Annotated in this window: 17 protein-coding genes; 4 read left to right on the top strand and 13 right to left on the bottom strand. The window is 54.3% G+C overall.

Annotation, left to right across the window (positions count from 1 at the left end):
- Positions 1-25: 25 nt before the first annotated feature.
- From K8Q93_01395 to K8Q93_01375, 5 genes are read right to left on the bottom strand one after another with little or no spacing between them, the layout of a single operon-like run.
- Positions 26-616 (bottom strand): recombination protein O N-terminal domain-containing protein, encoded by a 591-nt coding sequence (locus K8Q93_01395; protein MCE9643884.1) that lies wholly within the window; start codon positions 614-616, stop codon positions 26-28.
- Positions 616-4,083: a class I tRNA ligase family protein gene (locus K8Q93_01390; GenBank protein ID MCE9643883.1), complete on the bottom strand. Its 3,468-nt coding sequence runs from the start codon at positions 4,081-4,083 to the stop codon at positions 616-618. Before K8Q93_01390 ends, K8Q93_01395 begins: the two co-directional genes overlap by 1 nt.
- A gap of 52 nt (positions 4,084-4,135) precedes the next feature.
- Positions 4,136-5,812, bottom strand: coding sequence for an arginine--tRNA ligase (gene argS / locus K8Q93_01385; protein MCE9643882.1), 1,677 nt, complete (start codon positions 5,810-5,812; stop codon positions 4,136-4,138).
- A gap of 2 nt (positions 5,813-5,814) precedes the next feature.
- Positions 5,815-6,243, bottom strand: coding sequence for a dUTP diphosphatase (dut, locus tag K8Q93_01380; GenBank protein MCE9643881.1), 429 nt, complete (start codon positions 6,241-6,243; stop codon positions 5,815-5,817).
- Positions 6,244-6,263: 20 nt separating this feature from the next.
- Entirely contained in the window at positions 6,264-7,535 is a 1,272-nt protein-coding gene (locus tag K8Q93_01375) for a serine hydroxymethyltransferase (protein ID MCE9643880.1), read from the bottom strand.
- Positions 7,536-7,715: 180 nt separating this feature from the next.
- Between K8Q93_01375 and thyA the strand changes: the two genes are divergently transcribed.
- Both thyA and K8Q93_01365 read left to right on the top strand, forming a co-directional pair.
- The gene (gene thyA, locus K8Q93_01370; protein ID MCE9643879.1) at positions 7,716-8,603 is read left to right on the top strand and encodes a thymidylate synthase; all 888 of its coding nucleotides are present in this window, start codon (positions 7,716-7,718) and stop codon (positions 8,601-8,603) included.
- Between the two features lie 50 nt (positions 8,604-8,653).
- Entirely contained in the window at positions 8,654-9,118 is a 465-nt protein-coding gene (locus tag K8Q93_01365; GenBank protein MCE9643878.1) for an HIT domain-containing protein, read from the top strand.
- A 64-nt stretch (positions 9,119-9,182) separates the two neighbouring features.
- Here K8Q93_01365 and K8Q93_01360 read toward each other — a convergent pair whose 3' ends face one another.
- Together K8Q93_01360 and K8Q93_01355 are read right to left on the bottom strand one after the other, a co-directional pair.
- The gene (locus K8Q93_01360; protein MCE9643877.1) at positions 9,183-10,028 is read right to left on the bottom strand and encodes a deoxycytidylate deaminase; all 846 of its coding nucleotides are present in this window, start codon (positions 10,026-10,028) and stop codon (positions 9,183-9,185) included.
- A complete protein-coding gene (locus tag K8Q93_01355) occupies positions 10,015-10,683 on the bottom strand; it encodes an adenylyltransferase/cytidyltransferase family protein (GenBank protein ID MCE9643876.1) in 669 nt (222 codons plus the stop codon). The genes K8Q93_01360 and K8Q93_01355 overlap by 14 nt, the downstream gene beginning before the upstream one ends.
- 50 nt (positions 10,684-10,733) lie before the next feature.
- Here K8Q93_01355 and K8Q93_01350 point away from each other — a divergent pair, with 50 nt between their 5' ends.
- Entirely contained in the window at positions 10,734-11,252 is a 519-nt protein-coding gene (locus K8Q93_01350; GenBank protein MCE9643875.1) for a dihydrofolate reductase, read from the top strand.
- A 46-nt stretch (positions 11,253-11,298) separates the two neighbouring features.
- On the opposite strand, the gene rplK is transcribed toward K8Q93_01350, so the two are convergent.
- The 6 genes from rplK to K8Q93_01320 all read right to left on the bottom strand — a co-directional run bounded on the left by rplK (position 11,299) and on the right by K8Q93_01320 (position 15,120).
- On the bottom strand, positions 11,299-11,721 hold the full coding sequence (gene rplK, locus K8Q93_01345) for a 50S ribosomal protein L11 (GenBank protein ID MCE9643874.1): 423 nt from the start codon (positions 11,719-11,721) through the stop codon (positions 11,299-11,301).
- Between the two features lie 17 nt (positions 11,722-11,738).
- Positions 11,739-12,284 (bottom strand): transcription termination/antitermination protein NusG, encoded by a 546-nt coding sequence (gene nusG, locus K8Q93_01340; protein ID MCE9643873.1) that lies wholly within the window; start codon positions 12,282-12,284, stop codon positions 11,739-11,741.
- 1 nt (position 12,285) lies between these two features.
- Positions 12,286-12,468, bottom strand: a complete 183-nt coding sequence (gene secE / locus K8Q93_01335; protein MCE9643872.1) for a preprotein translocase subunit SecE — start codon at positions 12,466-12,468, stop codon at positions 12,286-12,288.
- A gap of 106 nt (positions 12,469-12,574) precedes the next feature.
- Complete coding sequence (locus K8Q93_01330) at positions 12,575-12,808, bottom strand: hypothetical protein (protein ID MCE9643871.1); 234 nt, start codon at positions 12,806-12,808, stop codon at positions 12,575-12,577.
- A 110-nt stretch (positions 12,809-12,918) separates the two neighbouring features.
- Positions 12,919-13,719 carry an SIMPL domain-containing protein gene (locus K8Q93_01325; GenBank protein ID MCE9643870.1) on the bottom strand — a complete coding sequence of 267 codons (801 nt, stop codon included), beginning with the start codon at positions 13,717-13,719 and terminating at the stop codon, positions 12,919-12,921.
- A gap of 63 nt (positions 13,720-13,782) precedes the next feature.
- A complete protein-coding gene (locus K8Q93_01320) occupies positions 13,783-15,120 on the bottom strand; it encodes a hypothetical protein (protein MCE9643869.1) in 1,338 nt (445 codons plus the stop codon).
- A 68-nt stretch (positions 15,121-15,188) separates the two neighbouring features.
- Between K8Q93_01320 and K8Q93_01315 the strand changes: the two genes are divergently transcribed.
- The gene (locus K8Q93_01315; protein ID MCE9643868.1) at positions 15,189-16,334 is read left to right on the top strand and encodes an NADP-dependent malic enzyme; all 1,146 of its coding nucleotides are present in this window, start codon (positions 15,189-15,191) and stop codon (positions 16,332-16,334) included.

Raw genomic sequence — 16,334 nt, 5'->3', positions numbered from 1 at the left:
TGCGCACATTGTAACACGCCCGCTCTTAGAGCTGACTGGCCTTAAGTGCCGTATTTATATCCTGAAGGAGCATCTTCTTGTGAAGCCCGGCCACCACGAGACGCTCTATGGAAAGGTCTGTGTTCCCAAAGAGCTCTGCGTACTCACTACGAAGCGGTAAGTAGCCAAGACTATAGAGAAAACGAGCCACCAGAAGTATTTCAGCGAGGAATATCTCCTCTTCGCTCCGTACTTCCGCCTTCAGGCTCTCGGCGCTCGAAAGGAGGGTGTCATAAAGATACTCATTACCTCCCGCCTCCGGCGAGAGACGCACCACGAGCGCCGCGAGCCGGGCCAGGAGCTTGAGCTTGAGAGGTTCCGCAGCGAATGTCCGCCACCAGTGTTCTGGCTCCCGTGCGCCCACGATGCGCCACTCTTTCCCCCGCACCAGAGTGACTTCCGCACGCGTAAGATCCTGCAGGGAGTAACGCAGCTTAGAAGTCTCCTTGCGGACCGCCTGCGCAGTAGCCTGGATCACTCCGAACTCCCGAGTGAGGAGGTGGTAATAGCGATTGGCCTCCTTCATATTCCCGCTCCGAAGCACCACTACGTCGGTCTGATACGTCTGATATGACATTACCGCTTGAGAATGGAGAACTTGATACCGTCGGCTTCCGCGTACTCACCCCCGATTGTCCCCATTTCAATGCTCTCTGCGTTCACTGTCTTCGATATATCAGCACGATACTTCTCGAGGAAAGCAGGTGCTTCGGAGAGAGTAAGTGCAATATGATCTCCCGGCTCGAGCTTTGATTTCTTACGGAGATCCTGGACAGCGCGCATGAAATCTCTCACCCGGCCCTCTTCCTCAAGCTCCGGCGTAAGCGTGGTATCAAGTTCTACACGATTCTCCAAATCCTTTGAAAATTCAATCCTTTTTACATTCACCTCATCCTTGAGGATATCTTCGACATACGAGCGATCCTTCTCATTTGAAAACGGAAGTTCGGGTACACGGAGAAGCGCCAGCGGCTGGCGCACCTTCATACCCTTCTTGGTACGCTCATCAAGAGCAAAAGTGACGAGCGCACGCACACTCTCCATGACCGAGAGACATTCTTCGCTACGAGTCACGCTCTCCGGCTTCGGCCAAGAAGCAAGGTGCACGCTCTCTTCCCCTCCCTCCAAGCGGACTTTCTCATACACGCGCTCAGCCACGAATGGAGCGAAGGGGGCGAGGAGGAGAGCAGTCGTACGAAGCGCTTCACGGAGAGTAACGAGAGCAGAAGCCCCTTCACTCCCTCCTTCCTTGATGCGCTCGCGAGAACGCCTGAGATACCAGACAGAGAGGTCGTCGATGAAAGCAAAAATAGGGCGCACTGCGCTGTCGAGCTCATAGGCTTCCATACCCTGAGTCACCTCCATGACGATGTGATTGAGCCGCGCCAAGATCCAACGGTCAAGGAGATGCTCCGAAGGTCCAGATGCGACAGCGTTCATTTCCTTGGCATAGAGCTCATAGAAAGCGAGCACGTTCTCGAAACGCATGATGTTCTTCTTGAGGATCTCATCCACGCCACGCTCGGAGAAGTTGAGATCTGACCCTTGTACGATGGGAGAAGAGAGGAGATAGAGGCGCATGGCGTCCGCGCCATACTTGTTGGCCACATCCATCGGGTCGGGGTAGTTCTTGAGACGCTTGGACATCTTCTGCCCGTCTTCCGCGAGCACCAGACCATTCACGATGACATGCTTGTACGGAGCGCGACCGAAGAGCGCGACACCGAGGACAAGCAGCGAGTAGAACCAGCCGCGCGTCTGATCGAGCCCCTCCGCGATGAAGTCCGCCGGGTAGCCCTTGCCACTCTCCGGATCAAAGTGATCTTTCTTGAAGGGATAGTGATCCTGGGCATACGGCATGGAGCCGGACTCGAACCAGCAGTCGAAAACCTCCGGTACGCGACGGTATTCCCTACCCTCGGCATCTTTCAACACCACGTCGTCTATATATGGGCGATGAAAATCGAGTTCATAATCATCGTTATGAGGCAGAGGAGAAAACATTAGTTCGCGCACCTCGCCGTTGAGCAAGAACTGCTCCCTGCTCGCCTTGAGCGCCGCAGACTCCTTCTTATTCATTCCCGCGGCTCCGGCAAAAAGAGAGCTGGCCGCAGACTCGTGCGTGACAATGAGTATGTTCTTACCAACGTGAGTCTTATCCAATTCATAGAGGAGAGAAGTCACCCGACGCTTCACATCCGAGAGGTTTTCTCCGCCAGGAGGAGTCTTGGTGAAGCGCTCTTCCATAGTAGAGAAGTATCCGTAGTACTCAGGAATCTTCTTCCCCTCAAGCGAGGCTCCCACATTCACCTCGGAGAGGCGTACATCCGTCTGTACAGAGGCACCCATTATTTTCGCCGCTATCTGCGCAGTCTCTTGAGCTCGTACAAAGGGAGACGAGACGATCAATTCGATCTTATTCTCTTTTAGGGTTTCGGCTCCCTGCGCTACCTGCTCCTTCCCCTTCTCGGTGAGATGGTGAGGAGTTGCGGGGAGAGAGCTGACTATATCCAAAGTATTATTTTCCGCTTCCCCGTGGCGCATGACGAAATAGCGATTTCCCGAGCGCGGCATATAGGCCTTGAGCTCTTCAAGCGAACCTATGACCAGGCGCTTACCGCTCTCCGCATGTTCCCATACAGGCAGCGGCGCTCCCCAGAAGCGCGAACGGGAGATAGCCCAATCAGGGGCTCCTTCGAGCCAATTGCCGAAGCGGTATTCTCCCACCGATTGCGGCACCCAGTGGATTTCCTTGTTCTCCTTCACTATCTGACTCTTTATCTCCGGCACCTTCACGAACCAAGAGGTAGCGGCGTAGTTAAGGAGCGGCGTATCGCAGCGCCAGCAGTGCGGATATGAGTGGGTCACCTTGGCTTTCGAAAAGAGGAGTCCGTTGTGCGCGAGATACTTTACGATCTCAATATCAGTGCGCTGATGATCCCCTTTCGGCTTCACTTCTAGCCCCACGAAGTCGCGGACCTTATCCGTAAACTTTCCATCCATACCAACATGATGGATGAGCGGGATATTGTGCTGACGCGCGAGCGCCATGTCTTCTGCACCGAACGCAGGAGCGAGGTGGACGATGCCCGTACCATCTTCGAGGGTGACGTACGGAGCGGCGTAGACCTTCCAAGCGTTCTCCTTGTTATCAAACGTCTCGTTGACGTAGTAATCAAACAGCGGCTTATACGATTTACCCACGAGATCCGCTCCAGAGAATTCCCCCTCCACCGCGTATTCCCCTTCGATGACAGAGAGTCGCTCTTTAGCAAGGATATATTTGGCTCCCTCTTTAGAAACCTTCACGTACATGAATTCTGGATTCACCGCAGCCGCTACGTTCCCAGGAAGCGTCCAGGGAGTCGTCGTCCACGCGAGAAGATACGTTCCTGGTTCCTCGACAAGCTCGAACTTCACCGTAACGGAAAGATCGGTGATGTCCTTGTATCCTTGGTTCACCTCAAAGTTCGAGAGCGTCGTCCCGCAACGCGGGCAGAGGTGCATCGATTTGAAATTCTTGTAGACGAGATCCTTGTCGTGGAGTGTCTTGAAAGACCACCATACCGATTCGGTGTAGGTCGAATCCATGGTGCGATAGTCATCCACCATATCCACGAAGCGGCCGAGGCGCGGGATGATGCGCTTCCAATCCTCCGCATAGCGCAGCACTGCGCTGCGCGCTTTCTCTACAAAGGTAGCTACACCGAGCGCCTCGATATCTTTCTTGGTCTTGATGCCAAGCTCCGCCTCGATCTGGTTCTCGAGCGGCAGACCATGACAATCCCAGCCCCAGCGGCGGCGCAGGCGCTTGCCCTGCATCACCTGATATCGCGGGATAGCGTCCTTGATGGTACCCGCAAGGATGTGCCCGTAGTGCGGGAGTCCGGTCGCAAACGGCGGGCCGTCATAGAAAACGAATTCTTCCGTTCCTCGTCCCTCACTCTTCTTGAAGATATCGCGCTCCTCCCAGAAGCGCTGTGTCGCCTCCTCCTTGAGCGCTATCTCGCTCTTCGTTACTTCCTTTTTATCCTCTTCAGCCATATTTAAAAGCCTTTTGTAGAGCCACTATACACCAAAAAAGCGGCAAAAGAAGCTACATTCTCTCTGGGGTCGGGATACCGAGAACAGAGAGTCCGTTCTCAAGCACCACTCCAACAGCTTGGGTGAGCGCCAGATAGTAGCCTACGTGCGGGTTTCCAATAACGCGTGTACCGGCGTAGAACGCATTAAAGGCCGAAGCAACTTCGGTGATATAGGTCACCACATGTTGCGGTGCGAGGTCGGCCGCAGAGCGCGCGAGTATCTGAGGAAATCGATGGAGCAGGCGCTCGACGTCCGCAGCTTCCGACGGAATATTTTCAAGAGTCGGTGTCTCCCCCACTTCAGCTGCCTTAGCAAGAAGCGTCTTGGTACGCACGAGCGCATATTGGAGATATGGTCCAGAATCTCCTTCGAGAGAAAGCGCTTGCGCGGGATCGAAGATAATGTCCTTTCCAGGTGCCTGACGCAGAATGGTGTGCTTGATGGCCGCTATCGCCACCATCTCAGCAGTCTTCTCCTTCTCTTCGGGCGAGCCGTCGAATTCAGTCATTCGCGCGAGCACCGATTCCGTGACCTCTGCGATGAGAGATTCAGCGGAGATGACATTTCCCGTACGAGAGGACATCTTGCCCGTAGTGAGGCGCAGCATGCCGTGGCCGATATGTTTGGTCTTCTCCGCGAGCTCCGGATACACCTCTCGCATCGCGGAAAGCAGTACCTTGAAATACTCATTAACCTCGTTACCCGTCAGCACAACCGAGAGGTCATAGGGGAATCTGTCATGCTTGGTCTTGGCGAGACCAAGCTCTTTTGCTTCATACGTAGGCAAGCCTTCGGAATTGATGAATACGCGCGTATGGAGACCGTGCTTCTCTCCACGATAAATCACCGCGCCATCGCTCTCCTCGAATACACCTCGTCCCACAAATTCCCTCACCAACTCCCTGCCGAAGACACCCGTCTCACTCTCGAAGAAATACAGGTTGAACTTCGTCCCGAGCTTCTTGTATATCGTCTCAAAATGATCCAAGCTCGCCTTCCTGCCCCAGTCATAGAGCTGGTTTACGTCTTCGTCGGAACGTTCATATATCTTCTTGTTAAGCGCCTTGATCTCCTCTGCCGCACCCTCCTCGTAGGCAGCGCTGCCTGCCGCGTATGCTCGCCCAAGATACGCCACCTGCTCTTGCAGAGAAGCATTCTCAGGACGCTCAAGCAGCATCATGCCCTTGATTGCCTTGGCGATCTGGAGACCCACATCTCCTTGGTAGCAGGCACGCTTGAGATCCGCACCGCTCCATTCATGAAGACGGGCTACTGACTCGCCGATGGTATTAGACATGAGATGCCCGATATGAATTTCCTTGAAAGGATTCGGGTCGGTGTACTCGACGATTACCTTCTTCCCTGTGTAAGCCTCCCCCTTACCGAACTCCTTCCCTGCTTTGGCAATCTTTTTGATCTCTCCACTAAAAAAACTTCTCTTCAGCCTGAAATTAAGGAATCCAGGACCCGCAGCTTCTATAGACTCCACACCCTCGATACCGAGACCTTCGAGTTTCGTTCGGAGTTCCTCCGCGAGCACACGCGGATCCTTACCCTCCACCTTGGCGAGCACCAAAGCGGCATTCGTGTAGTAGTCTCCACGAGAGAGGTCTTCAAGCGGCGCCACGAGGAAATCGCCCCGCGAGCCGGAAGCTTCTGCTATCGCCTTTCGTAGTATCTCTTGCATGATTATTTCCCCGAGCTTCCGAAACCCCTCTCCGCACGGACAGAATCAGAGAGGCTCTCTGCCTCCTCAAGCACGACGGTCTCCTTCTTCTGAATGATCATCTGCGCGACCTTCTCACCCTTCTTGAAAACACGCGTTTCGCCAGAGAGATTGACGATGCCTGCCAGCACTTCTCCCCGGTAGCCGCAGTCCACGACCCCGCCGAGCGTCTTGAGGCCGTTCCTGATGGCGACTCCGCTCTTATCCCAGACCAAACCAACATAGCCTTCCGGGATTTCCATCGCAAGGCCGGTCGGTATGCCTCGGTACTCGCCAGGAGCAAGCGAGATATCTTCGGACGCACAGAGGTCGAACGCCGCGTCGCCCGGATATGCGTAGGTCGGCATCTTAACCTCCTCAGAGAGACGACGGATCTTCAGCACCACAGTCATCTCCCTATTGTAGCAGAGCCCTAGAAGCTCTCCGGTATAGGGAACCGTCGGCAAAGCTTCAGCACCTTGGCGCGAAGCTCCTTTTTCTTCTTGGCATTCCCCCTGTTCTTGAGAGCCTCGATCATAATCTCGGCCACCTCGGCGCACTCTTTCTCCTTGAATCCGCGAGTGGTGATAGCCGGGGTGCCGAAGCGGATGCCGGAGGGATCCAAGGGCTTGCGGGTATCATCCGCGATCGAATTCATATTGAGGGTGAGCCCGACTTCGTCGAGCACCACCTCCGCTTCCCTGCCAGATACACCGAGAGAGCCGTAGACATCGACAAGGAGGAGGTGGTTCGAGGTGCCGCCACCGAGCATCCGGACATTGTGCTTCCGGAAGACCGCTTCCATGGCTTTGGCATTCTTGAGGATCTGCTTGGTGTACTTTTTGAAGGACGGTTTTAGCGCCTCTCCGAAGCAGACCGCCTTAGCCGCCACGATATGCATGTGCGGACCACCCTGGAGTCCCGGGAAGACCGACTTATCGATCGCCTTGGCAATCTCTTCGTTCTCGCGAGTGAGGATGAGTCCTCCGCGAGGCCCACGGAGAGTCTTGTGGGTGGTCGTGGTCATGATGTCGAAGCCGTAGTCGAAGGGATTCTTCACGGCCTTACCGGCGATGAGACCGGCGATATGCGCCGCGTCCATCATGCTGATCGCACCCACTTCCTTGGCGATCTTGGTGAATTTCGCATAGTCGAGTTCGCGCGAATACGCTGAGAACCCTGCGAGGATTATCTTCGGCTTCTCCTTGAGTGCCGTCTGGCGCAGCGCTTCGTAGTCGATCTCGCCCGTTTCCGGATCCTTCATCTTGTAGCGGACGAAGCGGAATATCTTAGCCATCGCCGTCACCGGGTGACCGTGCGTGAGGTGTCCTCCATGAGAGAGGTCCATGCCGAGAACAGTGTCGCCCGGCTGGAGGAGGGCGAAGTAGACCGCCACGTTCGCAGGAGCACCAGAATGCGTCTGCACGTTCGCATATTTCGCGCCGAACAATTTGCAGGCTCGTTCGATGGCGATCTTCTCGACGATATCGGTATATTTCTGTCCGCCGTAGTAGCGGCGACCAGGATACCCTTCTGAGTATTTGTTAGTGAAGACGGAACCATTCGCCTCCTGCACGGCTTTGGAGACGTAGTTCTCCGAAGGGATGAGTTCGAGGCCGTCTCGCTCCCTTTCTTCTTCTCCTAGAATTGCTTTGAATACCGCCTTGTCCTGTTTCTGAATGTGGGAATAGTCTTTCTTATTCATGAGTTTATGAATTATTGAGCTGCTATAGGGAGTGTGGCGGAACTCAGATCATAGGAGGGGTGTTGTTAGCTCAATTATCCCGCAAAGCGGCTTTAGTACAACCGTTGCTAAAAGTGGGAAAGCATTGCCGAATAGCGCCACCTGATTGGAGTCACCCTTCTGTCACGGTACGATAAACTCATGATAAAGCCCTACACCGAGCGCACCCCGGATACCCAATATCGTGATCTCCTCAAATTCATCCTAGACAACGGCGTGAGAGTAAAGAGTCAGCAAGGCGTAGACGCGCTCACCGTGATCGGACCGAAGCCCCTCCACTTCAAGCTTGAAAACGGGTTCCCCATGATCACCGAGCGAAGCATCAAGGGGTTCTGGAAAGGCTCCATCGGCGAGATTTGTGCGTTCATCAACGGCGCACACACCCTCGAAGCACTCGAATCCTTTGGCTGCAAATTCTGGACACCCTGGGGTACGCCGGAAAAGACCGCAAAGCGCGGACTCGAGGTCGGCGACCTAGGTCCTGGTTCCTACGGCGCAGCTTTCCATGACTTCCCCACGCAAGACGGCGGCACCTATAACCAAGTGAAAAATATAGTGGAGCAGATGATTGAGTTCCCCCACCTGCGCACCCACTTCATCTCCCCCTGGATCCCTCAGCACATCATCCGCGGCACCGGTAAGCAGCAGAAGGTAGTGGTCGCCCCCTGCCACGGCTGGATTCACCTGCGCATCATCGACAACAAGCTAACCCTCCACATGATCCAGCGCTCTGCCGATGTGCCCGTAGGAGTCCCCTCCAACATGGTGCAGTATGCTGCGCTCCTCATGATGCTCGCTCATGTGACCAAGACAGAACCGTACGAGTTCGTACACAGCTTCTCAGACGCGCACATATATGTAGACCAGATTCCGAACGTGGAGGAACTCTTGAAGAGAGAGCCCAAAGCGCTCCCGACGGTCACCATGATTAACAAGAAGGATGACATCTTCGCGTATCGCGCTGAGGATTTTGAAGTTTCCGATTATGACCCGCATCCAGGAATGAAAGATATCCCAGTAGCCGTGTAGTAACTATCTTGCTAGGGCTGAAATTCATTGTTAATCTATACAATGAAGTCATGAATTTCTTATTTTTGGAGAACGCTCGGGTTGAGGAGCAAAAGGGCGTTATGCATCAGATTTTAAAAGATGGTGTTTGTCCTTTTTGCGCTGATCATTTAGAAACTTACCACAAGAAACCCATACACGCGGAGGGAAAGTATTGGATTCTTACTGAGAACCAGTGGCCTTACGACGATACGAAGAATCACCTGCTTGCCATCACTAAAGAGCACGTAGAGTCTTTGAGTGATTTAGATCCTCAAGCGGGAGCTGAGCTTTTCGATTTATTTAGAAAAGCTATGAAGGAATTTTCAATTGACGGGGGCACTTTAGCGATGCGTTTCGGCACCATAGCAAGGCCAGCTAGTACAGTGAGGCATTTGCACGCCCACTTGATTGAGCCAGATTCTTCGAAGCCAGATCACAAGGGGGTTAAGTTTGCAGTAAGTAAACCATCCCAAAAATCTCCGGAAGCTGCCTAATTATATTAAAGGGTTCACCCTCTCGAATAAGGGCGGCGCACCCAAGGAGGGTGTGCCGCCTTGTTTACTCCACAAAAATAATCTTGACCCCCTGGCTTTTCAAAACATCCTCGCCATCGAGTACCCCGTATCCCCCAGCACAATAGAGAGTTTTTATACCGGAATAGGCCACCAACTTAGCACACGGCGGACAAGGAAAAACACTAAGGTACATGGACGCCCCCTCAAGTGCTGCCCCCTGCCGTGCGGCCTCGGCTATAAGGCCAGCTTCCGCATGAAGGGCAGTCGACATCTCGATGTGATCACCCTTAGAGAAATTACTGCGCGGATCTCCGTTCACATACGGCATGTGTTCCGAGGGTACATGGCGATTGTGACCCCGCATCAGCAGTTTCCCGTCTTTGGTTATAGCTGCCCCCACATGTCGCCAGATGTCAGAGCTCTTAGCCGCCTCCTTTCCTAGCATCTCCATGATGCGCCGATCGAACTCCTCTCTGGAAATCCTTTCTTCCGGCACAACAGGCTTCTCCTTGAGAGAGTTATGCTTATCCCACCGCAGGAACACGGAATCGAAAGTCACCTGATTACCTTTAAAATGAGTTTCAACCAGGGTCCTGGTCACGTCCTCATCGGGCACCACAAGCGAGGTCTTCTCTGCAACCAGTCTCTCAATACCCTCCTTGTCGAGCACCTCGACTCTCTCAAAGACACGGAGTGAGCGGATAGCTTCTGCCATGAGCGTAGGATCAAGCTGTCGTATCTCTTTTGCGAGCACCGGGAAATCGGCGATAACTTCAGGACCAAAAAGGAAAAGGCTCTCGGCGTCCTTATGCCGTTCGAAAAAAGCCCGATACCCTTCATGAAGGACCGGTACGTACGCAACAACCGCAAAAGAGCTATTTGTTTCCATCAAGTGAGCGCATGGCTTCCTCGATCACCTGCGAGATATCGGAAGCGATGCGCTTGGATAGGTCGTTGGTGCCACTGATAAGTTTCTGCTCGACACGAGAGGAGAGCTTGGGAATAAGCTCCTTAGCGAAGCGATCCGCACCACTCGTATGGAGGAGCCTCACTTTGGCGCTGGTCGAGGTAGAGGCCTGCGGCTGGAGCAAGACTACCTTTTTGCAGTACTTCGCTTTCTCAAGCATGTCCTTCTTGTCATGCTGGGTGCTTTTCGAAACCACGAGCACGTCCGGAGATATTGCCTTGATCAGAGAATTCGGATCGTCATCGTGACGCTTCAGAGTGATCACGTCGACGTGACGTACGTGAGATAAGATGCGAATCCGTTCTTCTTCCGGCACCACAGGACGATGCGGCCCCTTCCGCTTCTTCACCTTAAGGTCGCTATCCACGCCGACGATGAGGAGATCTCCGTACTGCTTCGCCTTACCCAGATACTCCGCATGCCCCACGTGGAAGAGATCGTAGGTGCCAGACGTGAGCACGATCTTTAAACCGAGTTTCTTCCAATGCTTGGCGAGTTCCTTGAGCTTCTTCTGATCAGGAATATAACGATCCGCCAAATTGGTCCCGTCCCCGAAGATGCCTGCATTGATTGCCATATACTGTATGCTATTGGTCACAGTATATGCCCCCACAAGAGCCGAGCAACATGACAAAACCTCAAATAAGTATCGTGGTGGCTATAGGGAGGAATAAGGCAGGTAGCCACGTCATTGGTACAGAGAACCAGCTGCTTTGGCGGCTCAAAGACGATTTAAAACGCTTTAAGGAGCTCACCCTCGGGCACCCCGTGATCATGGGCAGGAAAACCTTTGAATCGATCCTGGGCACCCTCGGGAAACCTCTCCCCGGAAGGACGAATATCGTGGTAACCAGGGACAAAGACTATTCGCAGGAAGGAGTCGTGGTCGCCCACTCGCTGGAGGAAGCGATTGAGAAAGCCCGAGCGTACGACCAGGAAGAGATCTTCATCGGCGGCGGGACCCAGATATACCAGCAGGCACTTCCCTTCGTGGATAAGCTGTATCTCACGGAGATAGATGATGAAAAAGAGGGGGACGCTCTCTTCCCTCCTTTTGAACACCTCTTTACTAAAAAGACTTTCGAAGAGGAGCGCGTTGATCCGCCATCAGGCCTTCATTACCGCTGGATAAATCTTGAGAGATAAGAAAAAGACCCCGACAAGATCGGGGTCTTTTTCTTCAGGATTGAAACTACTTCACATCAATACCCATCGATCGAGCAGTGCCGGCGATGATCTTCATCGCGGCCTCGATGTCGGTAGCGTTGAGATCCGGCATCTTCTTCTCAGCGATCTCCTTGAGCTGTGCCTTGGTGACAGAGCCGATCTTGCTGGTGTTGGGCTTGCCGGAACCGGATTCCTTGCCGAGCGCCTTGAGGAGGAGGTTCGAAGCCGGAGGAGTCTTGAGGACGAAGGAGTAGGAGCGATCCTCGTAGACGGAGATCTCTACCGGGATGATGTCCCCCATCATGCCCTTGGTGGCCTCGTTGAACTTGGTGACGAATTCACCAATGTTGATGCCTGCCTGACCGAGCGCAGGGCCGACCGGAGGAGCCGGGTTGGCTTTACCTGCCGGAATCTGGAGTTTGAGCTTCTTGGTGACTTTCTTAGCCATAGCGGTAGTACCTTACATTAAATCTTACGAACCTGCAAAAAGTCGAGTTCCACCGGGGTCTCGCGGCCGAACATGGAGACGAGCACCTTGACCTTACCGCGCTCCTCGTCCACTTCCGCCACCTTGCCTTCGAGATCCTTGAAGGGACCATCGGAGATGATGATGGCATCATTCGGCTCGAGGTTGATGGTGTGCTTCACAGTATCCGCGTTCATGCGCTTGAAGAGCTCTTCCATCTCCTTGCCTTCGAGCGGGACCGGGTTCACGCCAGAGCCCACGAAGCCGGTGACGCGAGGAGTGTTACGCACCACGTACCAGGAATCGTCGGTGACCACCATGTCCACGAGCACGTAACCCGGGTAGATCTTCTCCTCTTCCTCCACGCGCTTGCCGCCCTTCACCTTAATCTTCTTCTCGGTCGGCACGACCACGTTGAAGATCTTGTCCTCCATACCCAAAGACTCCACGCGCTGCTTGAGGTTGCGGGCGACCGCATTCTCGTAGCCTGCGTAGGTGTGGATGACGTACCAGTGGCGTTCGCCGTCTTGGACTTGCTTAGACATATTAACGAAGTATGAATTTATCGAGCGCGAGAGAGAAAAGGTAGTCGAAGAAGCCGAGATAGAGTGCAGTGAAGACGGAGATGATGATGACCGCGATGGTGTAAGCAATGATCTGGCTCGTAGTAGGCCAGCTCATGTGCTTGAGTTCTCCCTTGGTTTCTTTGAGATATGAAGCGAGGCTCATGGGTTTTGTTACTAAAAACCGCCCCGGGGGCGTATCTGGAGAGTATCACAGAGAGCAGAAAAGTCAATCGCCGCCAGCCCCTTGTGAGGCCAGCGGCGTGGAGCTGTCAGGTGGTGAGCTGTTCGGGCTGGAAACCAGTTGACCGAAGCTTCCCTAGGCAGACGACAACGATGAGGAGGCAGGCCAGCCTCAGGGCGAGCATCTTCTGCCCCGCACAACCAGCCTTCTTTGTGGGGACCACCACAGGAACCCCCACCGACATCTTCAAACGCACGTTTGCGGGCATAGCCGCGACACGGCGACGCGAAGCGTTCACCGCACGACTCACTGATCGGCGCATCAGGAATCCCCCAGAAATTTGTACAAGCCTCTACACAGAAGCAGAGACATTCTAAACCAAAATCCCTCGTAGGGCCAAAAGACCCTACGAGGGATTTCTGCGGATAGCGCCTAGCGTATCTCGTAGGTGATGTTCACCGAGGATGTGATCTTGTTCTCGCCGGAGGGCACCTGGACGTTAGCCGCCTGCGGAGCCGCTACGGACACCGCCTTGTCATACATGCCGCCTGCATAGTACGGCATTGGGTAGCCGGACTCCGAGAAGCTCACTACGCGCACGAGGCGCACACCGAGATCAGAAGCGAGTACCTTGGCTTTAGCACGAGCGTCGTCGATAGCCTTCTCGCGCGCCTCTGCCTTGAACTTCTCATCATCATCCACGGAGAAAGAGAGGCCGCTGATATTCTGCACCCCTACGGAGCCGACAGCAGAGAGTACCTCTCCTGCCTTCTCTATATCGCGAACCTTCACTTCTACATTCTGGCTCACCTGATATCCGATGACCTGAGGGTCACGCACAGGGCAGGCCGTGTAAGGAGGACAATTCTGATATTCGTACTTAGGATTGATGTTGTACCCGACAGTCTTTATATCCTTATCCTCTACACCCTTCTCTTTGAGCAAGGCGAGCGCTCTATTCATGCGCTCAGCAGACTTGGTCTGGGCAGCAGCCACCGTCGTACCGTCTTCTACAACCGAGAAGGTGATAGTGGCGATGTCTGGCTTAGTGACCACCTCACCCGTTCCATCTACGGTGATGGTGCTCTGCACCATGCCGTCATGTCCTACGAAGCCCGCTACGCGGAACTCATTCCACGCGAGACCAGCAAGGAAGATTGCACCAAGGATACCCATAAGCAGGAGGATCTTGGCTGCGCGATTGCGATCGATATCGCTGAAGATGCTATTCATTCAATTAAGGATTACTGATTAATAAGCGCTGATACGTCGATTATAACAGATTGGGAGAGCTAATTACCGCACGTTCACCGTAGCCGAGACTGCCCTGGTTACGCCGTCTGCACCCACGCAGGAAAGCCTATACGTACTGGTTTCCAGAATATTGAAGATTCGGGAGACACCTGAAGCATCCCTGCCCGAGCGCGCTGCGCCTTCCGTGATAGACCCCGGCCAGCCGCCGGAGAGACTGCAGGAGCTGTTCCCTTCTGAGGACCAGGAGAGGGTCGTTTGCCCTCCTCTAGCTACTGAGCTCGGAGATGCGCTTATAGAGAGCCCTTGAGCAGAATCACTCGAGCTTCCAGAGGTCTGCGGGCGGACAGGTTGGGGCTGGACCGTCTGTGGCCGGCCTGGAGTAGTAGACGCGATGGGGGCGGAGTTTCTTACAGGTACAGTCACGGATGCCACCCCTTGCTCGTAAGACACATCATCGCCGCCTGCGGTATCACTGCGGTAGATGATCACTTGGCGCGTACACGTGAGCAGGAAAGACACGTAAGGCTGACCGGAAGGCACGGAAGGGATGACATAAGTTCCGTTCGGGTCCTTTGGTCCCGCCCATCCCCCATCAAGTCCCGCTCCATAACAAACGGGTCTGAATTGCGCGCCTCCGCCTGATTCTGATCTCCAAGAAAGGGTGAGGCTCTCGCCGGGAACAACATTAGATTTGTCGGCTGAGAATGAAACGTCGAAATATCTGTTTACACTTCTTAAGAAATCCTGCGCATCACCAGCCCTCTGGTTCCAATCATAGTAAAGGGGGGCATCGCCTTCTCGGCCCCGAGAACCTGAGCCATCGCTCGGATTAGTACCGACCCCTAGGCTCGCGTTTCCAAAGTCTGTTCGATCGCTGCCTGAGGCCGAAAGCCCTAGATCATTTGCCGCCTGGTCGACAATCCCGGCAGAGGTTCCGACCGACGCAGTGCCGGAACTCCTGTCGCCGCTCCCGCCCAAACTGCCGACAGCAGAACTGACTGCGTTACTTAGAGGATTGTCATAGCCTGTAATTCCCCTTCCTAGAGTTTGACCTGTAGCAGCAATAACCGCTATCTGCACTACAGTAGGAGTGAGCGCGTCAATCACGAACGAAGCAAAGTTTCCAAAACCTCCTCCATTGACTGAAACTGAGATTGTTGCCGGGCCATCAAGTTGCCCCTGGCTATCAATACCGACCATATCGTTACTGATATCAATAGTGGCACCTCCAGCGTTACCGTTATTTTGACCCCCCTCCCCCTGAGCAAGAGCATCCTGAATCCCCAGTTGCGGAAGCAGCGCCACAGGAGCATATGCGAGAGAGAAGACGAGAAGAGCAGCGAGGATTTTTATGGAAAGGCGTCGAGAGAAGGTGCTCATGATTTCAAAACGTATTGTCGGCTAAGTATAGCATTGCACCCCTCTCCTAAGTGCTACTATTACCCATCATGGACTACCAAACCGAGAGTATCCGCGTACACAAGGAGAACCGAGGCAAGCTCTCCGTCGAGAGCAAGCTCCCGGTCACCAACCGCGAAGAGCTTTCTCTCGCCTACACTCCCGGCGTCGCTGGTCCCTGCCTTGAGATCGCTAGGGATAAGTCCCTCGCCTACGACCTCACCTCCACCAAGAATGGCGTAGCCATCGTCTCCGACGGCTCAGCAGTGCTTGGACTCGGTGACATCGGCCCCGAAGCGGCTCTCCCTGTGATGGAAGGCAAAGCGGTCCTCTTCAAGCGCTTCGCTGGGCTCGACGGCTTCCCCATCGTCCTTGGTACCAAGAACACTGAAGAGATCATCGCCGCGGTCAAAGCCATCGCCCCCACCTTCGGCGGTATCAACCTAGAAGACATCTCCGCTCCGCGCTGCTTTGAGATAGAGGAGCGACTCAAGAAAGAGCTCTCTATCCCAGTGATGCACGATGACCAGCACGGCACCGCCGTAGTCATCCTTGCAGGACTCATCAACGCGCTCGCCATAGTTGGGAAGAAGGCGGAAGACGTGCGCCTGGTCCTCTCTGGTGCGGGAGCTGCCGGCATCGCCTCTGCGAAACTGCTTCACCGCTACGGAATCAAAGACATCATCCTCTGTGACAGCACCGGCATCGTAAGCAAGAACCGCTCCGACCTCAGTGGCATGAAGGCTGAAGCGCTCGCCTACACCAATCCTCGCGATATCTCTGGGACACTTGCAGACGCACTCAAAGGAGCTGACATCTTCCTCGGTGTTTCTAAGGGGAAAGTTCTTACTTCCGAACTTGTCGCTACCATGAATAAAGATGCGATTGTCTTCGCCATGGCCAACCCCACCCCGGAGATCATGCCAGAAGAGGCCAAGGCCGGAGGAGCCCGCGTCGTAGCCACCGGACGCTCTGACTTCCCCAATCAGATCAACAACGTCCTCGCGTATCCCGGTATATTCAAAGGCGCCGTGGGGGCCCGCCTTACTGCGATTACAGACGATATGAAATTAGCCGCAGCCCATGCTCTGGCTGCGGCAGTGGAGAATCCCAACGAGGATATGATAATCCCCTCTCCTTTCCAGGAAGGTCTCGCCGACCTTGTGGCGAAAGCCGTTGTGGAGGCTTCTAAATAA

This window comes from Candidatus Parcubacteria bacterium, from assembly GCA_021414235.1.
Lineage (GTDB): Bacteria > Patescibacteriota > Minisyncoccia > Phycocordibacterales > JAKFXT01 > JAIOOV01.
The sequence above is the reverse complement of the archived record's forward strand: the minus strand, read 5'-3'. Positions and strand labels throughout refer to the sequence as shown.

Coding starts and splice junctions, on each gene's coding strand:
- argS (MCE9643882.1), bottom strand. CDS start 5,812: ATGCAAGAGATACTACGAAAGGCGATAGCAGAAGCTTCCGGCTCGCGG.
- K8Q93_01315 (MCE9643868.1), top strand. CDS start 15,189: ATGGACTACCAAACCGAGAGTATCCGCGTACACAAGGAGAACCGAGGC.
- K8Q93_01350 (MCE9643875.1), top strand. CDS start 10,734: ATGACAAAACCTCAAATAAGTATCGTGGTGGCTATAGGGAGGAATAAG.
- K8Q93_01320 (MCE9643869.1), bottom strand. CDS start 15,120: ATGAGCACCTTCTCTCGACGCCTTTCCATAAAAATCCTCGCTGCTCTT.
- secE (MCE9643872.1), bottom strand. CDS start 12,468: ATGAGCCTCGCTTCATATCTCAAAGAAACCAAGGGAGAACTCAAGCAC.
- K8Q93_01330 (MCE9643871.1), bottom strand. CDS start 12,808: ATGCGCCGATCAGTGAGTCGTGCGGTGAACGCTTCGCGTCGCCGTGTC.
- K8Q93_01390 (MCE9643883.1), bottom strand. CDS start 4,083: ATGGCTGAAGAGGATAAAAAGGAAGTAACGAAGAGCGAGATAGCGCTC.
- K8Q93_01365 (MCE9643878.1), top strand. CDS start 8,654: ATGAATTTCTTATTTTTGGAGAACGCTCGGGTTGAGGAGCAAAAGGGC.
- rplK (MCE9643874.1), bottom strand. CDS start 11,721: ATGGCTAAGAAAGTCACCAAGAAGCTCAAACTCCAGATTCCGGCAGGT.
- K8Q93_01355 (MCE9643876.1), bottom strand. CDS start 10,683: ATGGCAATCAATGCAGGCATCTTCGGGGACGGGACCAATTTGGCGGAT.
- K8Q93_01395 (MCE9643884.1), bottom strand. CDS start 616: ATGTCATATCAGACGTATCAGACCGACGTAGTGGTGCTTCGGAGCGGG.
- K8Q93_01375 (MCE9643880.1), bottom strand. CDS start 7,535: ATGAATAAGAAAGACTATTCCCACATTCAGAAACAGGACAAGGCGGTA.
- K8Q93_01360 (MCE9643877.1), bottom strand. CDS start 10,028: ATGGAAACAAATAGCTCTTTTGCGGTTGTTGCGTACGTACCGGTCCTT.
- dut (MCE9643881.1), bottom strand. CDS start 6,243: ATGACTGTGGTGCTGAAGATCCGTCGTCTCTCTGAGGAGGTTAAGATG.
- K8Q93_01325 (MCE9643870.1), bottom strand. CDS start 13,719: ATGAATAGCATCTTCAGCGATATCGATCGCAATCGCGCAGCCAAGATC.
- nusG (MCE9643873.1), bottom strand. CDS start 12,284: ATGTCTAAGCAAGTCCAAGACGGCGAACGCCACTGGTACGTCATCCAC.
- thyA (MCE9643879.1), top strand. CDS start 7,716: ATGATAAAGCCCTACACCGAGCGCACCCCGGATACCCAATATCGTGAT.